General features: G+C 67.7%; 14 protein-coding genes. 8 read left to right on the top strand and 6 right to left on the bottom strand.

Going from position 1 to position 20,883, the window contains the following annotated elements; all coding sequences use genetic code 11:
- Nucleotides 1–32: 32 nt before the first annotated feature.
- The gene (locus tag ADK54_RS37930) at nucleotides 33–932 is read left to right on the top strand and encodes a LysR family transcriptional regulator (protein WP_053730381.1); all 900 of its coding nucleotides are present in this window, start codon (nucleotides 33–35) and stop codon (nucleotides 930–932) included.
- Nucleotides 933–960: 28 nt separating this feature from the next.
- Here the strand turns inward: ADK54_RS37930 and ADK54_RS49005 are convergent, their stop codons facing one another.
- Together ADK54_RS49005 and ADK54_RS48000 are read right to left on the bottom strand one after the other, a co-directional pair.
- Entirely contained in the window at nucleotides 961–1,407 is a 447-nt protein-coding gene (locus ADK54_RS49005; protein ID WP_420717473.1) for a LysR substrate-binding domain-containing protein, read from the bottom strand.
- Complete coding sequence (locus tag ADK54_RS48000; protein WP_234392374.1) at nucleotides 1,322–1,696, bottom strand: DUF6177 family protein; 375 nt, start codon at nucleotides 1,694–1,696, stop codon at nucleotides 1,322–1,324. The genes ADK54_RS49005 and ADK54_RS48000 overlap by 86 nt, the downstream gene beginning before the upstream one ends.
- On the opposite strand from ADK54_RS48000, the gene ADK54_RS37935 reads away from it, so the two are divergent.
- From ADK54_RS37935 to ADK54_RS37945, 3 genes are all read left to right on the top strand, one after another.
- On the top strand, nucleotides 1,638–2,156 hold the full coding sequence (locus ADK54_RS37935; protein WP_159048016.1) for a hypothetical protein: 519 nt from the start codon (nucleotides 1,638–1,640) through the stop codon (nucleotides 2,154–2,156). The two genes, ADK54_RS48000 and ADK54_RS37935, sit on opposite strands and share 59 nt — an antisense overlap.
- Before the next feature lie 148 nt (nucleotides 2,157–2,304).
- A complete protein-coding gene (locus ADK54_RS37940) occupies nucleotides 2,305–2,697 on the top strand; it encodes a hypothetical protein (protein ID WP_053730383.1) in 393 nt (130 codons plus the stop codon).
- Between the two features lie 1,034 nt (nucleotides 2,698–3,731).
- The gene (locus tag ADK54_RS37945; RefSeq protein WP_053730384.1) at nucleotides 3,732–5,414 is read left to right on the top strand and encodes an SWIM zinc finger family protein; all 1,683 of its coding nucleotides are present in this window, start codon (nucleotides 3,732–3,734) and stop codon (nucleotides 5,412–5,414) included.
- 109 nt (nucleotides 5,415–5,523) lie between these two features.
- Here ADK54_RS37945 and ADK54_RS37950 read toward each other — a convergent pair whose 3' ends face one another.
- Entirely contained in the window at nucleotides 5,524–6,564 is a 1,041-nt protein-coding gene (locus tag ADK54_RS37950) for a beta family protein (protein WP_053730385.1), read from the bottom strand.
- Nucleotides 6,565–6,905: 341 nt separating this feature from the next.
- Between ADK54_RS37950 and ADK54_RS37955 the strand changes: the two genes are divergently transcribed.
- Together ADK54_RS37955 and ADK54_RS48005 are read left to right on the top strand one after the other, a co-directional pair.
- Nucleotides 6,906–8,777 (top strand): DUF2075 domain-containing protein, encoded by a 1,872-nt coding sequence (locus ADK54_RS37955; RefSeq protein WP_053730386.1) that lies wholly within the window; start codon nucleotides 6,906–6,908, stop codon nucleotides 8,775–8,777.
- Between the two features lie 190 nt (nucleotides 8,778–8,967).
- Complete coding sequence (locus ADK54_RS48005; RefSeq protein ID WP_234392375.1) at nucleotides 8,968–9,096, top strand: DUF6408 family protein; 129 nt, start codon at nucleotides 8,968–8,970, stop codon at nucleotides 9,094–9,096.
- Between the two features lie 55 nt (nucleotides 9,097–9,151).
- Here ADK54_RS48005 and ADK54_RS37960 read toward each other — a convergent pair whose 3' ends face one another.
- Nucleotides 9,152–11,272 carry a DUF2075 domain-containing protein gene (locus ADK54_RS37960; protein WP_063802146.1) on the bottom strand — a complete coding sequence of 707 codons (2,121 nt, stop codon included), beginning with the start codon at nucleotides 11,270–11,272 and terminating at the stop codon, nucleotides 9,152–9,154.
- 330 nt (nucleotides 11,273–11,602) lie between these two features.
- Here ADK54_RS37960 and pglW point away from each other — a divergent pair, with 330 nt between their 5' ends.
- Both pglW and pglX read left to right on the top strand, forming a co-directional pair.
- Nucleotides 11,603–16,258, top strand: a complete 4,656-nt coding sequence (gene pglW, locus ADK54_RS37965; RefSeq protein WP_053730387.1) for a BREX system serine/threonine kinase PglW — start codon at nucleotides 11,603–11,605, stop codon at nucleotides 16,256–16,258.
- Nucleotides 16,255–19,884: a BREX-2 system adenine-specific DNA-methyltransferase PglX gene (gene pglX, locus ADK54_RS37970; protein ID WP_053730388.1), complete on the top strand. Its 3,630-nt coding sequence runs from the start codon at nucleotides 16,255–16,257 to the stop codon at nucleotides 19,882–19,884. The genes pglW and pglX overlap by 4 nt, the downstream gene beginning before the upstream one ends.
- 68 nt (nucleotides 19,885–19,952) lie before the next feature.
- On the opposite strand, the gene ADK54_RS37975 is transcribed toward pglX, so the two are convergent.
- Nucleotides 19,953–20,162: a DUF397 domain-containing protein gene (locus ADK54_RS37975; protein ID WP_053730389.1), complete on the bottom strand. Its 210-nt coding sequence runs from the start codon at nucleotides 20,160–20,162 to the stop codon at nucleotides 19,953–19,955.
- Nucleotides 20,144–20,668, bottom strand: coding sequence for a DUF5753 domain-containing protein (locus ADK54_RS37980; protein WP_063802144.1), 525 nt, complete (start codon nucleotides 20,666–20,668; stop codon nucleotides 20,144–20,146). The genes ADK54_RS37975 and ADK54_RS37980 overlap by 19 nt, the downstream gene beginning before the upstream one ends.
- Between the last annotated feature and the right edge of the window lie 215 nt (nucleotides 20,669–20,883).

Here is a 20,883-nt window from a genome sequence, read left to right on the forward strand (position 1 = left end):
GGAAACAGCCACATCTGGCTAGAATCGCCCCCATGGACATCGGGCTGCGTCACTTGCAATGCTTCCTCACCCTGGCCGAGGAACAGCACTTCACCTGGGCCGCCGACCGTCTCGGTATCTCCCAGCCCACCCTCAGCCGGCACATCCAGCGCCTGGAGGGGGTGCTGGGGCGGACCCTGGTGGACCGCAGCACCCGCCACCCCCGTCTCACCGCGGAGGGGCACCGTCTGCAGGCCGATCTCCAAGTCCTGCTGCCCCAGCTGGAAACGGCGCTCCAGCCGCCCGAGCCGCAGTCCTCGCTGCGGCTCGGCTATGCGTGGGGCTACCCCCTCCAGCGTGGCCGCCAAGCTCAGGCCACACTGGAGGAGCGGCACCTCGTCCTCGTGCAGACCGTACGCCGCGACGACCGCACGGCCGGACTGCGCGAGGGCTCCGTGGACGCGGCCCTGCTGTGGGGCACCGTCCGCGATCCGCGCCTGGTCACCACCGAGATCCTGCGGGAGCCGCACATCGCGGCGGTCGCCCGGACCTCCACCCTGGCCGTGCGCGAGCGGGTCACCTGGCGCGACCTCGGGCGCCGCTGCCTCATCGTCAACACCGTCAGCGGCACGCTCACCGCGCAGGACTGGCCGGCCGACGCCACCCCCGAGATCGGCGCGGAGACCTCCAACATCGAGGAGTACCTGCACGCCGTCGCCGCCCGGCGCGGGGTCGGCGTACTCCCGGTGTCGGTGGCCGCGCAGTACCCGGACCCGGACATCCTGTACCTGCCCCTCACGGGCGCCCCGCCCGCGATCCTCACCTACGCCTACCCGCGCACCAACCCGCACCCCTACGCAGCGACCTTCGGCCACGCCCTGCGGCAGGGTCAGACGGGCGAGCGATCCTCCTTCGTACCGGATCAGAGCCGGAAGGCTTCGGCGGACACGTAGGACACGGCCCGGCGCAGCACGCTGAAGATCAGCGGTCGGTGCCGCCCACACGTCGGCAGGCGTCGAGGAGCGTGGTCAGGCGTCCTGGCAGGCCCGGACGACGGTGTCGTACAAGTGCGGGTTGTCCTCTCGTGCGGCGATCCGCAAGGGCAGTCCGGCGAGGTCGATTCTGGTGCGGGCCGTCGGGGGGGTGGCCGGCCGGCACCGCCACGACGAGGTCGTCGCTCCACAGCGGCAGAAATTCCAGTCCGGGGCTCCGGTCGGCACCGCGGATCAACGCGGCATCCCACTCGCCATCGCGTACGCGTTGCAAGCGCTGAGCGGCGGGTGCGGCGTGCAACTCCACCGAGAGGTCCGGGGCTTGCTCGCCCAGGACGGTCAGCAGCGCGTCAGGCGGGAGCCGACCCCGATGTTGATGCCCACCTGCAGCATGATCTCGCGTTCGCCGTGCAGCGCGCGCATCGCCTCGACCCAGCGCCCGGGTACGAGGAAGGAACGCGCGCCCTGCCGCCGTCAGGGTGGCCGACGGCCAGGGTGATGTGTTCCTCGACGCCGGCACGTGTATGGGCGATACGGATGGTGACAGTGGCCGGTCTGTCGTGAGCGCCGATCGCCACGATCCAGGTGGGGCCGGAGTTCCGCGACCCGTCGCGGGTCAGGGGCGTCAACTCCCTCCGCGACCAAGGCAAGTTGAGGGGCTCCGCCGTGGACCATCCGGCGGGCGCGGCGCCGGTGAGTAGCTGGCAAGCGCCGGAAAAAGTCATCGCTGAGCGGCACGCGCTGGCGGAAGCGGTGTGCCGAGAGCTGCAGCACGCGGGGTTCCCCTCCTACGTGGACCACCCCAACGCCCCGGCCGAGAGGCAGTCCGGCGCCTGTGTCTCTCTCGACACGATGGACGGCCCTACGGGCGGCGTCTACGTAAGCTGGAATCCCAGCGAATCGCTGGCCGAGACCGCTCTGAGTTTCATGAAGCCGGACCGGTTCGATCTCCTGGAGCCGCTGATCGAGCACTCTGTCCGGGTCAGTTCACTGATGGATGAGGCGATCAACAGCGTGCTCCTGCTTGCCGGTTTCCGCACGCGTGACGCCACCGGGCTCAACGACCTGACCTCGGGGATCCACCGTCGCGGGTCGGCAGCCGAGACAGTGGTACATCGCGTCCATCCTCGCGGAGGGCGCGGTCGGTCTCATCGCCACCATCCGCGCTTGCGAGCCGTGCGATGACGATTCGAGCGCGCTCGTCGGCATCAGCGCGGAGGGTCAGGCTCGGCTCACCGGACGTGATATCCGGACCGCGCAGGACGGTCTGCACAGGCTTGCGGCCGATGACTTGCAGGACCATATACGCGCAGTCCGCAGGATCGCCGGAGCGATGCAAAGCCAGGACATGGCCCGCAGGGGGTTCTGGAAAGCGGACCATTCGCTGCTGGAACTTGCCGAGGAACTCCGCCTGGCCCCGCAAGAACCGCCGACAGAAACGAGGTCGTCGCTGACCTCGACTCGGGTTCTCGCTGCCGCGTGCGTGGCCCTGCTCGGCAGCCTTGAGCTGGCCGACGAGGAGACCATCGCCCACGATGACGCCGTCAAAATCACCGAAGCACGGACGGGGACTCTCCGCAGGCGGCTGGACGACGCGCCTGCCGAGGATCGACAGGAGTTGATCCGCCTCTTGCACGAGGCTGCCTGCGAGGAGACCGACGCCGCGTACAAGGCGTTCGCTTCTGGTCTCCCGGCGGCCGTCGGTTTGGCTGAAGAGGGCAACTAAGTGATGCTTTCCTTTCGCAGTTGAATAGACCCGCTTGCCTCAAGAAGGCCACAGCATCGTCCTAGCGGTGCCGCCGCAGTGGCCATCCGCGGCAAGCCCCAAACGGAAAGGGCCCTGGCCGGGCGAGGCGCGCCGGGACAGGGCCCTTTCCGTTACTGAATTTTGCCGCTGCTTTCGCCGACGACACGGCGCCTGAGCTGCGGCGATCGCCAGCACCAGCGCGACACCAGAAGGGAAGGTTCGCTCGATCTGCTGAGCGGGAGCAGTCTGAACAAGGGTTGACGGGGATTCAGGTTCGTTCGTTCGGCCGTTGCCTGGTCGGCAGAGTGCTGCTCCTCGAACTCGATCGGGCTGAGCCAGCCGAGCCGCTCCTGGATGCGCCGCGAGTTATAGAAGCAACGCTCGCACCCGGCCAGGAGGAGACAGACCTCGAAGCGTGACTCACGTTCGCGAAGGCGCATCTCCGTCGCCTCACCGAGACCAGCTCGCCCCGAAACTCCCCACGCCGCCCAAGCCCAGACCCGCCGACCTGGAGCCGTTCCTCCACGGCTGGAGCCCACACGGGCCCCGCTCCTGCTGAGCCGCTTCCTCACCAAGAGGCGGCCGAGACGGGCTTCCCACAGGGAGTACCTGACCGCTCGTCACTTGCAAGGACAGTCATCTGACACCCCATCAAAAAGAGCGTCAGATAGCGTCAAGACACCTCGGAGAGCGTCATTTCAGCGTCAAGATATAGCCTGTAACGCCCACACCACACACCACTCAAACCCGCAGGTCAGGCATCCTTCGGGACCGGCTCCAGGATCGCGACGCACTCCACATGGTGCGTCATCGGGAAGAAATGCAGGGGCATGGCGGTCAAGAAACCGCAGGTCAAACCGTACTCTGCAACCCGGCCGGTGCGTCCGTGCGTCAAACGAGCGTCACGGCCCACGCCAATGGGACGAGCCAGGAAGCCGAGGCCGGCGCGGGTACAGCGACGAAAGCTCCCCAACCGTGGTCGTGCCCTCACCCGATCCCGTTCAATGAGAACCATGAACAACGTGCTGGGGTTCGACGAAGACGAGCTCCGTCGACTGGCGGGATCCCGGTCGTTCGAGCGTGGTCTCGCCTATGTGTCCTCGGTTTCCGCGATGGAGATCGGCGATTGGTCGATCACCGCAACCGCGGACGGCACCGACGCTTACGAGGTCGAGCTGACGGAACAGGCGGACGGACTAACCGGCCGATGCTCTTGCCCTTACGGGCAGGAGGGAAACTTCTGCAAGCACTGCGTGGCGGTGGCACTGGAAGTCCTGCGACAAGCAGAGTCGGTTCCCAGGCACCGGGCCGCCGCTGCGTCTCGCGGTAGGCAGCTCACCACCTGGCTCGAATCCCGCAGCCGGGACGAACTGCTCTCTCTAGTGAAGGAGCACATCGCGGACAACCGTGACCTGCGCCACCGACTGGAACTTCGCGCGGCCACTGCGGGAGACGACTCGGGCGCCGTACGCGAGCGCATCCTTGGTCTGCTCGACACCCGGCCCTTCGCCCGGTACGGCTACGTCGAGTACGCGGATGCCCAAGCCTACGGGCTGCAGGCGGCAGAGGCGGTGTTAGCTCTGCGCACCCTGACGGAGACCGGCCGGGCAAAGGAAGCAGTGGAAGTGGCACGGGACGCGATCGAGGCCCTCACCCGAACATACGGAGAGATCGACGACTCGGACGGGGTCATCGGCAACGTGGCGACCGAGCTGGCCTCAGTGCACCTGGAAGCCTGCCGGACGGCTCGTCCCGACCCGGTCGGGACCGCCGACTGGCTGGTGGACCATCTCCTCGACGACCTGAGCGACGCCACCGACATCCTGCTGCCCGAATACGCGGATGCCCTGGGCGCGGCGGGCCTGGCACGGGCCCATGAAAGGGCCGCTGCGGCCCTGCGCGACAACCCAAAGGGCTGGGCGGAAAAATACCTTATGGAACAGCTGATGCGCGCCGAAGGAAGTGTGGACGCACTGATCGCGCTCCACGCGGCGGACTTGGCGCCATCGGGCGCCACGCACCTGCTGATCGCCCAGGATCTGGAGCGGGCCAGCCGCCCGGCCGAGGCCCTGGAGTGGGCGGAACGAGGTCTCCGCGAGGCCGATCCCGAACACGGCCCCGACAGCCGCCTGCCGGACTTCGTATGCGAGCGCTACACCCGGGCCGGCCGCACCGCCGACGTGGTCCCGATCCGGCGCGACGTGCTGCTTCACCATCGCTCCCTGGCGGCATACCAGGGCCTGCGCGCGGCAGCCCGTGCGGTTGGCTGCTGGAACGAGACCGAGCGGACACGGGCGCTGGAGGTACTCCGCGCGGACGCCCGTCCCCGCAAGAGCCTCGGCCCCACAGGATCGGCCCTGGTCGACGCCTTGCTCGACGACGGCGACCATGATGCGGCCTGGGAAGCAGCCACGTCGGGCTACGCCGACGGCAGCCAGTGGCTCACCCTCGCCGACCTCACCCGGAACGACCGCCCCGCCGACGCCCTGGCCGTCTACCTCCGCCTGATCGGCCCGCTCCTCACCCAGACCGGCGACGCCACGTACGAGCACCTGACGGAACTACTCCTCAGCGCCCGCGCCTGCCACCGAGCCCTCGGCACGGAGGACGCGTTCACGGCTTACATGACCGCCTTGCGCGCCGACCAGAAACGCAAACGAAAGCTGACGACACGGCTAGACCAGCACGGCCTGTAGCTCCCCTGTCGCGGGCCGCCTATTCACGCCTCCCGGCCGCGCCCGCGGGGTGATCCGCAGCGAGTAGCTCCATGACGCCCTCCACGCTGGGAGCAAGTATCCCTGCAGGTCACACGTATCGCACTGCGTAGGTCATGTGCTGCACGTTGCCCACGCACAGCCACGTGCCGAAGTTCCCCGTTCCCCGTGCGCCGAGGCCGAGCGCGCAGTCACGCAGCCAGGTTTCGCCACTGCTGGCAGTCGGCCCGCGGAAGCCCGGATACGCCAAAAACTCGTGGGCAGTTGCACGGTTGTGTGCGGTCCGGCCATCACCCGACGCCAGCACCCTCCCGAGAACGAAGGCTTCGTCGAGCGTGTAGCGCAGAAAGCCCCAGGACGGTCCACCCCCTGCCGAGCGAGGGGGCCGGCTGATGGCGTCGGCGGGCTGTACTCCGTAGTCGCCGTAGCTGAGCAGCTCACGATACGCGCGGCCGCCGGCAGCTATCTCGTGCCACGCGTTCCGATCCGTTCGCGGAACTTCACACAATCCGTGCTCCAGCATGTCGGCCGTGACGTTGGGGAAGCCGCCACTGAGCACAGCGGCGGTTCGCCAGGGCGCCAGCGGGATGAGGGAGTCCAGCGCGCGCAGTGCTTCCTTGCCGGCGTCGGGCCTGTCGGCCCGCACGGCGCCCAGGTCCAGGAGCAGATCCACCCGAACCACCGGATCTGCCCGTTCGAGCAGATGGCGTACATCGTCGCTGGTACGGCCGTCCCATTCCCCCGGAACTCGGACGCGTACACCCAGCCCGTCACCGGCCGTCCGGGCCGTCGCGAGCGCCATGGCCTGCTGTTCCTCGGGCCTTTCAGGCCCGGTCACCGGGCGCAGCAACCCGAACGCGCTCGCTTCCGACATCAGCTCGGCGAGTACGGGTATTTCCTCCTCACCTGCGAAAGGGGCGTCCAGCCAGGCGGGGCGGTACCTCTGGGCCCTGGACACAGCGGACAGGTCCTGGCGTACCTTCGCAGCCAGCTCGGTCGGTGAGAGCCCGGGGTGTGGCGGCAGATTCCAGACGGGCGTTAACCCGTTCTGGACGTCCGGCCGGAGCCGAGCATAGGCACTGACCGCATGCGGCCGGGTCGGCAGAACGGGAACGTACAGCGATCCGGCCATGGCGGTTCCCCCTTCGACGCTTCTCACGCCCTACGCCTCTGTCATCAGGGTGAGCAGTCATGGCACGCCGGGAAAGAGCGCGGTTTCGGCCATCGGCCAAGCCGCTGGAGAGGCGCCCGATTCTGGTTGCTCGCCCTTCACACAGCGCCATGAACAGCACTGCCGTCCCAGGGCTCCCAAGGCCCAGACCTTGATTCCTCGTCCGGCTGCATGATCCACGCACTGCCATAAGATGACGGAGACAATCTCAGCGGCCCGCCGGGCTTCCGCTCCACCTCCGTGGAACAGAAGGACATGCCCCCACCCGCACGAGTTACTCCGTGCTGCCTGGGGGCGATTTCTTGCTGTTCCGTGAATCCGCCGCGTCCTTGGCCAACCGCACTGCCCTTGAGGGACGGCTGGCGGAGCTTCTCAGTGAGAACTTCCTTCACCGGCACGGCTACAAGCCGCACGCTGCCGAGGTTCATTCCTGGGAGCGGAGCATTCCCGCGCTCACACACGCTCTGGCCGAAGCGGGTCTCGGTGAGGTCGAGATGCTGCTGGAGTACGGGCTACCGCTGACGAGCAAGCGCGCGGACGTGGTATTGGCCGGGGTGCATCCGGTTTCCGGCGAGCCGTCGTACGTCGTCGTGGAGCTCAAGCAGTGGACCGAGGCCCAGCCCGTGGACGATGATCCGCTGCGGTGCAGCGTACCCTCCTACGGCATGCCCGTGCTGAACCCCATCGAGCAGGTACGGGGCTACTGCGACTACCTGGTTTCGTTCAACGGGGCTCTCGAGCGGAACCCCGAATCCGTCTCCGGAGTGGCGTTCCTGCACAATGCGGTCGAGGTCAGGGTCGCCGGGTTGCGCGAGGTCGAAGAGGACCACCGCGGCCGCATGTTCACCGCCGATCAACGCGGTGCGTTCCTCGACTACCTGCGCTTGAGGCTGGCTGCGAAACCCGGCGCTGCCGCGGCCGACGACCTCCTGCAAGCCAGGGTCCGGCCGTCCAGGCAGCTGATGGCCGTGGCTGCGGACGAGGTCCGCGACCGGGAGCAGTTCGTACTGCTCGACGAACAGCGGCTCGCCTACGAGACGGTGATGGCGGCCGTCCGCAGAGCGCAACGCGGCAAGCACAAGCAGGTCGTCGTCGTGACCGGCGGGCCCGGATCCGGCAAGAGCGTGATCGCCCTGTCCTTGCTCGGCGACCTGTACCGGCGCGGTGTGCCTGCTCTCCACGCCACCGGATCGCAGTCGTTCACGAAAACCATGCGCAAGGTCGCGGGCGCCCGAAAGCCCGAGGTCCAGCGCCTGTTCCGCTACTTCAACAGCTTCATGGAGGCCGAGCCCAACGACATCGAGGTGCTCGTCTGCGACGAGGCGCACCGGCTCCGCAAGACCTCGGCCAACCGCTACACCAAGGCCTCGCTGCGCTCCGGGCGCCCACAGGTATCGGAGCTGATCGACGCGGCCCGTGTCCCGGTGTTCCTCCTCGACCAGCACCAAGTGGTGCGTCCCGGCGAGATGGGTACCGTCGAGCAGATCAGGCAGGCCGCGGCCGAGCAGAAGGTGGACTTCACGCTGGTGGAGCTGGACAGCCAGTTCCGGTGCGGAGGCAGCGACGCCTATCTGCGTTGGGTGACCGGTCTCCTGGGCCTGGAGGGCGAGGGGCCGATCGAGTGGGAGCCGGATGGCAAGGTACAGCTGCTGACGGTGGACAGCCCGCGGGAGTTGGAGGCCTTCCTGGACGGCAAGCGCGCGCAAGGATACGGCGGCCGGCTTTCCGCCGGCTACTGCTGGAGGTGGACCACGAAGATCACTCCGGCGATGACGACGCTACCTGCCGATGTGGTCATCGGCGACTGGTCGAAGCCGTGGAACCTGTACGGGGACCGATCCGTTCTGGGGGCACCGCCGGCTTCGCTCTGGGCCACCGATCCGGCCGGCGTCGGCCAGGTCGGTTGCGTGTACACGGCTCAGGGCTTCGAGTACGACTGGTCTGGCGTGATCATGGGCCCGGACCTGGTCTGGCGGACCGACCGGTGGGTGGTCGATCGCGCCGCTTCGAAGGACCCCTCCTTCACGAAGGCCACGCCGGACGAGGACGTCGACCGACTCATCCGCAACACCTACAAGGTGCTCCTGACCCGGGGCATGATCGGAACGGTCGTCTACTCGACGGACCCCGAAACCCGTCAGAAGCTCCGCTCGCTCATCTCCGCGGCACATTGATCCCGAACGGGTTAGCATCAGTGCGCTGCGCACCTTCCCGGAGGGTACGAGGCGGTGGTTCGTGCGCTGACCCCAACAGGCGGCGAGTGGCGAATGGTTGTGCCCGTCATGTGGCGACACACGACGTGAGCGTGGATACCCGGTAGGGCGTCCCCCCTTCCATTCCGCATCTCACTGCTCTGGAGTGGCCATGACCTCGGTCGAGTACAAGTCTGCGCGTCGTGAGCGGATCCGCGAGATCCTGATCGACATCGCTGCGGGAGTCGTTTCCAACCTTCTGGTGGCGACTCTGGCCGCGATTGCGAGCCTGCTCTTCTGATGCAGGCGGGTGGCGGGCCCGGCGAGCCCGCTGCCCAGTTCCTCGACGTTCGGTGTCAGAACAGCCTCAGATCTGGACCCTTCACTTCACTCGCCTTCCGCTTCCGCTTGCCTCGGTGGCCCGCTCCTCGGCGCGGCCTCGGAAGATGCGGCTTGCGGGCCTCCGGTGGCAGGTTCGACCAGGTGGGGCGCAAGTCGTGGATCTCGACCTCGCCGACGAGTTCCTTGAGGTACGCCCGCGTTTCGGCATCGGTGGAGTACAGCACCGTCGCGCGGCTGGCCCTGGTCATGAGCACGTGGTAAGCGTGGCGGATCAGCCGGGCGAATTCGTCGTCGTCGACACTGCCCGGACGCACCTTGGGGTCGAAGGAGCCGGGTAGGCCCACCCGCTTGACCTTCGAGCCCTCCTCCTTGCGCTCCTTGCCCCGGCGAAAGACCCACTTGTCCCCACGGCGCACCATGTCCTCGCCCATGATCACTCCACACCAGTCCCACTCGAGACCCTGCGCCGTGTACACGCAGCCGATCTGTCCGAGGCCGTTCGCATCGACGGACCAGGTCTTCGCCGGTGGCACCTGGCCGTCCTCGCAGTAGCTGTCGCTGTCGGCATTCCACGGTCGGTGCCAGTCACCGATCCGCACGTCGGGCTCCAGTCTCCGTTCCTTGCCGAGCGGCTTCGTCCAGGGCCAGCAGTAACCCGCGACCATACGTCCGGAGGCGCCGGCCAGTGCTTCGGTGCGGATGATCCTCTCCAGCTCTTCGGGAGTGTCGGCAACCTCGATGTGCATCAGTCCGTCCGGCCGCCACTGCTCGACGGGCTCGCCGGAGACGCCGAGCACCGCCCGTACCCAGCGGATGTATTCGTCGCTTCCGCCACACCGGAATTGCTCCCTGAGGTTGCTCGGGACGAGTCGGGCGTCGTGTCGCCGGGCCGCGTCCTCGATGAGGGCTACGGTGCCGACCTCGTTCGGCCGGACCGACTGCCCCTCGTCCAGGAAGAAGACGGTGAGCCGCGAAGCCGCCAGGAGCTCGTCGATCTGCGGGCCGGTGCCCCAGTCCTCCGGCTTCCAGAACCGGTTGGTGGACCGGTCGCGAAGACGGTGCGCCTCGTCGCAGATCAACACGTCCAGCGGCGGGTCCGGAGGCGTGACGAAGTTACTGAAGTAGGTGAAGGACTCCCTGAACTCCCGGTCTCCGTAACCGACGTGCTCCTGAAGTGCTCCGTTGAAGGCTCTGCTGCCGCTCGCGTACTTGACCGTCCGTCCCTGCGCCTCCAGCTCTGCCTTGATCTGGAGGCCGATCGCGCTCTTGCCCGTACCGGCTCCACCGGTCACCAGGAAGACCACTCGCCGTTCGTCCGGGACGAGGGCGGGACGTTCGGGATCCGGGAGCACCTTGGCCGCGGCCTCCAGGACTTGATCAGCGACCTCTTTCTGCGTTCCCCGCAGGGTGAATACGGTGTCCTCTCCGCGGGACTCGATCATCGCGTCGAGCAGGGGCGTGTTACGCAGGCCCATCCTCTGCAACATCGTCTCCGCTTGGGAGACGGCACCGTCTTCCGCGAAGTGGCTGCGGAGGTCGGACAGCAACTGGTCCCGTCGGTCACGCGTGTAAACACGCGCGTAGGCGCCCATCGGCGCATCCACGTCGATCAGGGGGCGCACCGAATCGTCCGTGGCGTTGTGCAGGTAGGCGAATCCGCCGCACGCGACCTCGAGCTTCCCGAAGGGGCCGCGTTCGCTCGTGAACGCCCGGTAGTACTCGCGCAATTGGAGGGCTGGGTGTTTCTTCTCGCCCATTCCCGTCACGTGGACCAGCTCCGCGGTGGCCCTCTCCACCCGGGTCACCATCGACCAGCGCTTCAACTCGACCAACTGCACGGACGGCCCGCTCCGCTCCGGATGCCGGCCCACCAGGACGACGTCGATGAGCCGTGGATCACCGGGCCGGTCACTCTCGTCGATCGTCGCGGCGCATTCGACGATCATCTCCACGTTTCCGCGCCCTGCCGCCACGAGGTCGTTCGCAAGGCTGACCAGACTCTCCGCCCATGCGGACCGTTCCGACAGCGAGGCGTCGGCCCGGAAGTGCCGCCACCGGGCGGCAAGGTGCGGGACCATACGGCGTCGGGCGTTCAGCGTCAGTAGATCTTGCGCCGACAATTTCAGCAGGAGCATGGACACGAGGTGGTTCCCCCAGGGCACGAGTGACTCGTGCGGGTGGGGGCATGTCCTAGTCGGAAGCCTGTCGGGCCGCATTCAGTTCCGGTGATCTTAAGGAACGGCCCAACGCTCAGGTACACCGCCACGGCCGTCGGCCGAAACCACAGCCATCATGGCCGGATCACACGGGGCCGCACCCCCAGCAGCTGCCTGCCCGGTTCGTCGCAGCTGCCCCGGATGTCACCGCCCACCGTTAGGATCTCCGGAGAGCTTTCTCTACCGCCGGATGGCCGAGCCGGTCAGCTCTCAGCGCGTAGCGACGAAGTGACGAAGCGGGGGCCGCACATGCGGGAAGGCCGGTGGACCACGGTCACCGAGTCCGAGTACGAGCACGAGCACCGGGGCTTGGAGTCCATCCGCGAGAAACTTCCGGACTCCGACCCGTGGCGCGCCTGGTCGAACTTCACCTTCACCGCGAACACCGGGCACGTACGAGAGATCGACCTCCTCGTCATCGCCCCCGGCGGCGTCTGCATGATCGAGCTGAAGAACTGGCACGGCTCTCTGACCAGCGAGAACGGCACCTGGGTCCAGACCACGCCCAACGGTCGCCGTGTCCCGCACGGCAACCCCCTCCACCTGGTCAACAAGAAGGCCAAGGAGCTGGCGGGGCTGCTCGGCCAGAACGGCAAGCGCGTCTGGGTCGCCGAGGCCGTCTGCTTCACCGCCGACGACCTGCGCGTACGGCTCCCCGCCCACGACGAGAACGGCGTGTACACCGTCACCGAGCTGGTGGCGATGCTGAACGAGCCCCCGCGTGACGAACGCCGGCGGATCACCGCCATCGACTCCCGCGAGATCAAGACGGCCCTGGAGCGGGTCGGCGTCCGCCCCAGCGACGCCAAGTACAAGGTCGGACCGTACGAGCTGAAGCGGAAGGCCTTCGACTCCGGCGAGACCTGGGCGGACTACCTGGCCGAGCACACCGAGCTCCCCGAGGTGGCCCGCGTCCGCATCTACCTGCGCGAGCGCGGCTCGGACAGCTCCATCCGGCAGTCCGTGGAGAGTGCCGCCCGCCGCGAGGCGGCAGTCTTGCGCCGCTTCCGCCACCCCGGCGTCGTCCAGCTCAAGCAGTACGACCCGTCCGGGCATTCCTGGGGCCCGGCCCTGATCTTCGACTACCACCCGCAGACCCTGCGCCTGGACGAGTACCTCCTCCAGTACGGGGAGAAGCTCGACATCCTCGGCCGCATGGCCCTGGTCCGCCAGCTCGCCGAGACGATGCGTTCCGCACACTCCAGCCGTATCCACCACCGGGCCCTCGCCGCCCGCTCCGTGCACGTCCTGCCGCGCAACCGCGGTCGCGACGGGCAGAGCATTGGCGAGGACGCCGCCTGGCTCTCCCCGCACCTGCAGATCTCCGACTGGCAGATCGCCACGCAGCGCAGCGGCACGGGCAGCTCCGGGCAGGGCATGACCCGCTTCGCCCCGACCGCGCTGTCGGCGATGCACCTGCCGGAGGGCTCCGACCCCTACCTCGCCCCGGAGCTGACCGCCCTCAACGCCGACCCGGTCTACCTTGACGTCTATGGCCTCGGCGTCCTCACCTACCTCCTCGTCACGGGCAAGGCCCCGGCCGCCAGCCAAGCGGAACTCCTGACCCGCCTCGAAGCCGGCGAGGGCCTGCGGCCCAGCTCCCTCGTGGACGGCCTCTCCGAGGACATCGACGACCTGGTGCAGGCGGCCACCGCCTACCGTCCCGGCCAGCGACTCTCCACCGTCGACGAATTCCTGGAGATGCTGGAGCTCGTAGAGGACTCCCTCACGGCCCCCGCCTCGCCTCCGACCCCGGAAGCCCCCGAGAAGGACCCGCTCGAAGCCGTCGCAGGCGACGTACTCGGCAGGCGCTGGCAGGTCCGGCGCCGTCTGGGCACCGGCTCGACCAGCCGCGCCTTCCTCGTACGCGACCTCGAGGCCGAGGCTCGCAAGACGCGCCCCCTGGCCGTCCTCAAGGTGGCGCTCTCCGACAGCCGGGGCGAGATCCTCGCCCATGAGGCGGAGATCATGGGACGCCTGCGCGCCGACTCCCGTGTCATCCGGCTCGTGGAACCGGAGCCCCTGAAGATCGCCGACCGCACCCTCCTCGCCCTGGAGTACGTGGGCGACGAGCGGGAGGAGTCCGGCGAGAACGAGGAGTCCGCGGCACCCCGTACCCGCCGCCGCGAGGAGACGGTCGCCCGCCAGCTCCGGGAGAGCGGCCGACTCCAGATCGACCAGCTGGAGGCCTACGGCGACTACCTCTTCGGCGCCGTCGACTTCCTGGAGGGTGAGAGCGTCTGGCACCGCGACATCAAGCCGGACAACATCGCCATCCGCATCCGGCCGAACCGCACCCGCGAGCTCGTCCTCATCGACTTCTCCCTGGCCGGATACCCGGCGAAGGACTACGAAGCCGGCACGGAGGGCTACCTCGACCCTTTCATCGGAACGCTGACCCGCACCGCCTACGACTCCCACGCCGAGCGGTACGCCGTCGCGGTCACCCTGCACCAAATGGCCTCGGGCGAGCTCCCCAAGTGGGGTGACGGCTCGGTGCTGCCACGGATGACGGACCCGAAGCAGCACCCGTACCCGACCATCGCGAAGGACGCTCTCGAGCCGGGTGTGCGCGACGGTCTGGTCGCCTTCTTCGAGAAGGCCCTGCACCGGGACGCCTCCCAGCGGTACCCCGAGCTGAAGCCGATGCGGGACGCCTGGAAAAAGATCTTCCTGGACGCCTCGCAGATCGTTCCGTCGAGTCACCGTTCCCGCCACCTGGAGCCGACGGAGGACGCTTCCGCCGCTGTCGGCACCTCCGGCGGCCAGGCCGCCATCGCAGATGCCGAACCGCGGACCGCGGAGCAGCAGCGCGAGCAGCTGGCGGCCGAGGTCACGCGGGACACCCACCTGTCGGCCGCCGGTCTCACCCCGGCCGCGGAGGCGTTCCTGTACGGACTTGAGGTCACCACGGTCGGTGAACTCCTGGACTACAGCCGCCGCAAGCTCCTCAACGCGCCCGGACTGGGTGCGAAGACCCGCAGCGAGGTGCAGCGCCGCCAGCGGGAGTGGGGCGAGCGCCTGCGCGAAACTCCGATGTCGCCGCTCACCCCGCGGGGCCGGGCGGAGGCCAAGGAGGAACTGGCCCAGCTGTCCGCCACGGAGTCGGCGCTGCTCGGCCCGCTGGCCACCGGGGCCGGTGCCAGCGGCCTGACCAGCTCCGCACTGCGGGCCGTCAGCCTGGATACCCTGGCCACGATCTTCGTCCCGGAGCTCAACAACAACCGCTCAAACCACAGCAAGGTGGAGACGGTCCGACTCCTCCTGCGCCTGCCGAACGCCCACGGCGACCTCCCGGACATCGGGGTCTGGCCGAAGCAGAAGGACGTGGCGGACGCCCTCGGCCTGTCTGCCGGCCGCATCCCGCAGCTCCTCAAGGAGGAGCGCAAGCGCTGGAAGAAGCACCCGGCGGTGCAGGCGCTGCGCGCCGAGATCATGGACCTTCTCTCCGACCTGGGCCGGGTCGCCTCGGCCGTCGAGATCGCCGACGCACTCGCCGTACGCCGTGGTACGCAGCTGGCGGAACGCGAGCAGCGACGAGCCCTCGCGCTGGCGGCCGTACGGGCCGTGGTGGAGGTGGAGCAACTGGACCCGGAGGAAGCCGAGTTCCAGCAGCAGCCCAACCGCAAGGCCACGGAAGAGGCTCTGGGTGCGGGCCTGCTGGCCCTGGACGTCCGCGAGGACGACGCGCCGGACACCCCGACGGCCCCCGGCCTGCTCGACTACGCCACCCGCCTGGGCAAGACGGCCGACCGCCTGGCGCGCCTGGAAACCCTCCCCACAGCTACCACGGTCCTGAGCGAGCTGGGCGCCCTCACCCCTCCCCCGGGTTCGGTGGAATGGGACGAGCGCCGCCTGGTGGAACTGGCGGCGGCCGCCTCCCTCAACGCGGCGGCGACGCCCCGCCTGGAGATCTACCCGCGCGACCTGTCCCTCGTCCGGGCGCTGCGCCTCACCCAGGCCGGCCTGGTCCGCCTCATCCCGAACGTCCCGGAGGCTCGCCAGCCCGGCGTCACCGGCGAGGACGTCCACGAACGCGTCCGCGCCCGCTTCCCGGAACTGGCCCTGCCCGACGCCCGCGGCGGCTTCACCCACGACCTCCCGACAGCCGGCCCCCTGACGAAGGCCCTCCGCGACGCAGGGTTCGACCTCACCCTGTCCACCCGCGAGGACACGAAGACCCTGCGCTACCTCCCAACCCGGATGGACAGCGCGTCCAGCTACCTGACCACGGGCGCCTGGCGCCAGGCCACCGACCCGGGCGCGGTGACCCTCTACGCGGACGACCCGGTCCTGGCGGGCGCCGTCCGCGCGAAGGAACGCCTGGCAGCTTCCGCCCGCCGCGACGGTTACCGCGTCCTCACCGTCCACCACCACCGCCCGGAAGAAGCGACGCGCGCCCTGGCCGCGACCCCCATCAACGCCCAGGCCGTCTCGGTGACGGCCCTGTTCCTGGAGGCGATGCACGTGCTCGCACCGGAGGGCTCGAAGCCGACGTGGGAAACCCTCCTCAAGGCGGACGTGGCGGAGGCGGGCTCGCGGGGCGCGATGAAGTTCGCGGAGTACGCCCGCACGGCATGGGGCATGGTGGAGCCCCAAATCCGCGGCCTCCTGACCCCCACTGCCGGCACCGGCCCGGTCCTCCTGACGGAGGCCGCGGCCTTCGCCCGCTACGACGCGATGGGCGTACTGGACCGCCTAGCGGAAGCAGCCCGCCAGGGCGGCCGCGGCCTGTGGCTGCTGGTCCCGCAGGGCGACCCGGCGCGGGAGCCGAAGCTGAGCCAGGTCGCGGTGGCGTACCAGGCCGGGCTGGGCGAGTGGATCGAACTTCCGGACTCATGGGTCAAGGACCCGAGTACGAGCAAGACAGCAGCAACTGACGGAACCGAGGGAGACACCAAGTGATCGACCGCAAGGCCCTGTTGAACGACCTGAAGCAGCAGGTCAAAGCGGTCGAGACAGACCTCGCCAAGCAGGTCAAGGCCGTGGCGGAGGTAGGCACCCGCCTGCGCGCCGAATACGACCAGGCCCGCAAGCTGGGCCGCACGGCGGCAACGTGGAACTCCTGGCTGGACGAGCGGGTCACCCAGGTCGCGGTGGCCTGGGTCCTGGGCACGGTCTTCGTCCGCTTCTGCGAAGACAACGAACTCATCCCGGAGCCGTACCTGACGGCCCCCGACCCGGACCGCCGCGACCTGGCGCTGGCCCGGTACGAGGAGTACGTGGCGAAGGACGCCGACCCGACCTTCCGCGGCTGGCTGGAACGCGCTTTCGCCGACCTGGGCGCCGGCCAGGCTGGCCGCCTCCTCTTCGACCGCAAGCACAACCCCCTCTTCCAGATCCCGCTGTCGCACGATGGCGCGCGGGATCTGATCGCGTTCTGGCGCGAGCGCGACGAAGCGGGAGTCCTGGTCCACGACTTCACGGACAAGCTGAACGAGGACGGCACGGAGGGCTGGGACACGCGCTTCCTGGGCGACCTGTACCAAGACCTGAGCGAGGCGGCGCGAAAGACATACGCGCTCCTCCAGACCCCGGAGTTCGTAGAGGAGTTCATCCTCGACCGGACGATGGACCCAGCGGTCCGCGAGTTCGGCTACGAGGGCCTGAAGATGATCGACCCGACGTGCGGGTCAGGCCACTTCGTCCTGGGCGCGTTCCGGCGACTGGTGCGGCTGTGGGGCGAGGGGCAGCCAGGCAAGGATGTGCACGAGCGAGTGCGGGCTGCACTGGACTCAGTGCATGGCGTCGATCTGAATCCCTTCGCGGTGGCTATTGCCCGGTTCCGGTTGCTGGTCGCCGCGATGGCCGCCAGCGGGGTCCAAACGATGATGGAGGCCGCGAAGTATGAGTGGCCGTTGCACTTGGCAGCCGGTGACTCGCTGATCAAGCACCGGCACCACCAAGGAAGCCTATTCGAGGGCTCGGAACCCGAAGGGGCCGACGAGCTGGCTGACTTTAAGTACATGACAGAGGACGTGCACGAGCACCCCGGGATCCTCCGCCAAGGGCGCTACCACGTTGTGGTGGGAAATCCGCCCTACATCACAGTGAAAGACAAGAAGCTCAACGAACTGTATCGAGGCCTATACAGCGCATGCGCCGGTAAGTACGCGTTGTCCGTTCCGTTCGCGCAGCGCTTCTTCGAACTAGCTCAGGTGGGCGACGCCGAGAGCGGATGCGGCTTCGGTATGGTCGGCCAGATCACCGCAAATTCCTTCATGAAGCGAGAGTTCGGCACCAAGCTAATTGAGGCGTATTTCGGTCACGAAGTGGAATTGACTGAAGTAGTCGACACCTCAGGGGCCTTCATTCCCGGTCACGGCACACCCACAGTGATCCTCGTAGGGAAGCAGCGCAGCGGTACCACACGATCCCAGACAATTCGAACTGTGCGAGGCATTCAGGGAGAGCCCGGAGCTCCTGAGCACGCAGAAGAGGGCAAGGTCTGGCAGGCCATCGTCCAACAGATTGACGAACCCGGTTCGGTGAGCCAGTGGGTTTCGGTCGACGACCTTGAACGCGCACGCTACTTCGGCAAACAACCTTGGATCCTAACCGCTGGCGGCCTAGAGATGGTCGAACAGCTAAACGCTGCTTCCACAGGAAGACTGTCAGGCCCCGCAGAGTCCATCGGTTTCGCCGCAATCACTGGGGACGACGAATATTTTGTTCTGCCGCACCCATTGGCCACCTGGCTCCGCCGCCGCAACACGCCTCGCCGCTCCTTCGCCACAGGAGATCAGGTTCGCGACTGGGAATGCCTACGTGTCGCCGATGCAATTTTCCCATCCGCCGCAAATCCCACCGAACGGAGGGAACTAGAGGAAAGAATCCTGTGGCAAGGACGTCAGATTCTTCGCAATGGACTCATGTTCTCTACAACCAAGGAGCAACGAGGCCTCCCGTGGTCCAATTACGCCTACCATCACGAAGGTCGACTTAGCGCCAAATTCTTGATCACCTTCCCCTTCGTGGCGACACACAATCACTTCGCTCTCGGTCGCGGAGATCTCGTTTTCAACCGTCACGCCCCCGTGATCAAATTGAGCGACGACGCAGGCGAAGAAGAATACCTCCAACTCCTTGGGCTACTCAATAGTTCCACCTCCTGCTTCTGGCTTCAGCAGGTTTCGCACAACAAGGGAGAGGGGGGTGGTGCTCGCGTCGACGCAGGCTACGCGGCAATGGGGAGCGAGGCCTGGAAGAATTCCTTCGAATTCACTGGCACGAAATTGCAGCAGTTCCCCCTGCCTGCACGCTACCCTCGCGCCTTCGGGTCTGCCCTGGACAGCATCGCCCAGCAAGTTGCCGCGACCAGCCCGACCGCAGTTGCGGCTAAGGCGACGCCGACCGCGGCTGCCCTCCGTGACGCCTGCGCTACTTGGCACTCAACCCGAGCCCGCGCAATCGCCCTGCAAGAGGAATTGGACTGGCAGGTCTACGCTCTTTACAACCTCCATTCCGAAGATCTTCGCGCCTCTGAGGACCCCACTAGCTACACCATCCCTGCTCTCGCTCTTGGTGAGCGGGCCTTCGAGATCGCTCTCGCTCGCCGAGTCGCCCTCGGCGAGGCTAGCGATGAGTGGTTCAAGCGACACGGTTCAACGCCCATCACTCAGATTCCATCCCGTTGGCCCGCCCACTACCGGGAGGTAGTTCAGAAGCGAATCGACGCCATCGAGTCAATTCGTGCCATCGGCATGATCGAGCGGCCGGAGTTCAAGCGGCGCTGGAAGTCCGAGGGGTGGGATGCCCTTCAGGAACAGGCCCTCCGCACCTGGCTGCTCGACCGGGTCGAGAACCGGGATCACTGGTTCGACGAGAACGGGATGCCCGCCCTCGTCAGCCTCTCCCGGGTCACCGATGTTCTCTCCCGCGATGAGGACTTCGTTTCCGTCGCCAAGATCTACGCGCCCCGCAAGGAACTGCCTGCCGTCGTCGCCGAGCTGATGACCGACGAGCACGTTCCGTTCCTGCCCGCGCTGCGCTACAAGCCCTCCGGACTGAGGAAGCGCGAGGGATGGGAGCACGTGTGGGCCCTCCAGCGGCAGGAGGATGCCGCCCCCGACGAGCCGGCCAAGCGGAAGATCCGGGACACGATTCCCGTACCGCCGAAGTACACCTCGGCGGACTTCCTGCGGCCCTCCTATTGGAAGGCCCGCGGCAAGCTGGACGTGCCCAAGGAGCGGTTCATCTCGTACGGGCAGACCAACACCCCCACGCCCGACCTCTACGGCTGGGCCGGCTGGGACCACCGGGAGCAGGCGTACGCGCTCGACGCATACATCGCCTCCCACGAGGCGCTGACCTCCGAGGAGCTGACGCCGTTCCTCGCCGGGCTGCTGGAACTCCAGCCGTGGCTTGAGCAGTGGCACGACGAGTTCGACTCGAACTTCGGCGCTTCGCCGGCCGCGTTCTTCCGGGGTGACCGGCAGATGGTGCAGGGCGAACACGGGCTAACCGACGACGACCTGCGTGCGTGGCGCCCGGCCGCCGCGACCCGAGGACGACGCACCACCAAGAAGTAGACCCTCTAACAACAGCACGTCCTCCGACAACCCAGGGGTCTCGGAGGACGTGCTGTTGTGGTCGCTCCTCAACCGGGCAGTTGGTAGTCCTTGACGGCGATGACGAAGGCCGACCAGCCGCCCGCGGGGAATAGGAGCACCGGACCGTGCGGGTCCTTGCCGTCCCTCACGGGGACGACACTGCCGAAGTCGTGGCAGACCTCGACGCACGCACCGCCACCCGAGCTGCTTCTCGAGCTTTTGCGCCAACGCGCGGAGCTCAGGTCGATGGATTGCATGATGCTGCCTCCAACATGCCGAGGATGAACTTCCGCGACTCCGCCGGGGGAAGGGCCATGTCGCCAACCGCGTCGTAGGAACGTTGCAGCCGCTCCACCAACCCGTTTTCGTCAATAAGGTCGCCCCGGTAGGCGTTCTCCGTATACGCCACCGTGCGCCCATCAGGCTGTCGCAGGAACGAAAGATCCGTGCTGTCGAGCCCATGCAGCCCGGCGCTGAACGGCAACACATGCACCGCCACATTGGGCCGCAATGCCAACTCGGCAACGTGCTCCAGCTGCTCCCGCCATACCTGGTCATCCTGCATGGCCGTCCGCAGCGCGGTCTCCGAGAGGATCGTCCGGAATGGGAGTGCGCCCTCCCCCTCCAATAGCTCTTGCCGCCCCAGCCGCTCCCCCGGCTGCCGCAGGCTCGTCCCGCTCTCCGCCCTCAGCTGCCGCAGCTCCTCCGCGAACCGCTGCCGTGGCTCCTTGCTGCGGCCCGTAACCACCCGGCGTGGTGGCATCGCGGCTCCCCTCCACTGGTCTCCGTGGAAGGTGTGGAATTACCACCGCCGGCCGGGGAACCAGACCCCGTCCATGGTGTCGCCAGCCTCCTGCGGGATCCATGCTCGTAGTGCACGGGCTACGCACCGTAATCCACACCACACCTCCAGGTCCGGGAAACAGCTCACCGTCAGCAGAAGGAGACCGCCATGCCCTCCCACCACCCCTCCACCAC

The organism is Streptomyces sp. WM6378 (assembly GCF_001279695.1).
Classification (GTDB): domain Bacteria; phylum Actinomycetota; class Actinomycetes; order Streptomycetales; family Streptomycetaceae; genus Streptomyces.